Annotated in this window: 1 pseudogene; it reads right to left on the bottom strand. The window is 37.5% G+C overall.

What is annotated here, in order from left to right:
* Window positions 1–321 precede the first annotated feature (321 nt).
* A pseudogene (gene rpsL / locus HX793_RS32260) lies at window positions 322–435 on the bottom strand (30S ribosomal protein S12); the annotation flags it as partial.
* Between the last annotated feature and the right edge of the window lie 293 nt (window positions 436–728).

Genomic DNA, 728 nt, shown 5'->3' with positions numbered 1-728 from the left:
GTATTTAATTATGAAGGTTGGCTGGGTAGCTGACCTTGTTAGTCCGTTCTTGCAAGAGGGGTCTATATTAACTAAGATTTCCTCCGCTTAATGGATAACCATTTGCTACCAATGGAGAATTGCTTCTCATCTTGAATTGAGGTGAGTGGATTTACACCAATATAAACCATAAATTTCATACACAATAAAAGGGATATGATCCGTTTTCTTATTTTTAGATAGGAAATGTAGTTCGTTTTTCCGTTCTATCCTATTTGATCATTGATATTCGAACATTGTTCTCTTTCCTTTGTTCTAGTTCATGATCTAAACGAGTCGCACATACACCCTAGTACATGTTCCTCGACGCTGAGGGCATCCCCGAAGCGCGGGGGATTTTGTGACATTTCTAATTGGCTGTCTTGTATTTCTAATAAGTTGTTTAATCGTTGGCATGTTGAATCATATACATAATAGGCTGGTTTAGATCGATCCTAACCGCATGATTATGAATTCCTTTTATTCAATAGAATAGTAAATAAAAGTCATAGAATATTAATATGAAACTTGGCAGGGGTAATTTCAAATCACGAATTGACGCCAAATCCGGGCTATTGTCATTCAACCGCTACAAGATCAACAATTCCATAAGCTTGGGCCTCTGTTGCTGACATTAAAAACATCTCTTTCCATGTTTTCGGAGACAACCCATAGGGGTTTGCCCGTTCTTTGTACATAAACCCTTTTCA

The sequence above is a fragment of the Pseudomonas reactans genome, assembly GCF_013387025.1.
In the GTDB taxonomy this organism is placed as follows: domain Bacteria; phylum Pseudomonadota; class Gammaproteobacteria; order Pseudomonadales; family Pseudomonadaceae; genus Aquipseudomonas; species Aquipseudomonas reactans.
The sequence above is the reverse complement of the archived record's forward strand: the minus strand, read 5'-3'. Positions and strand labels throughout refer to the sequence as shown.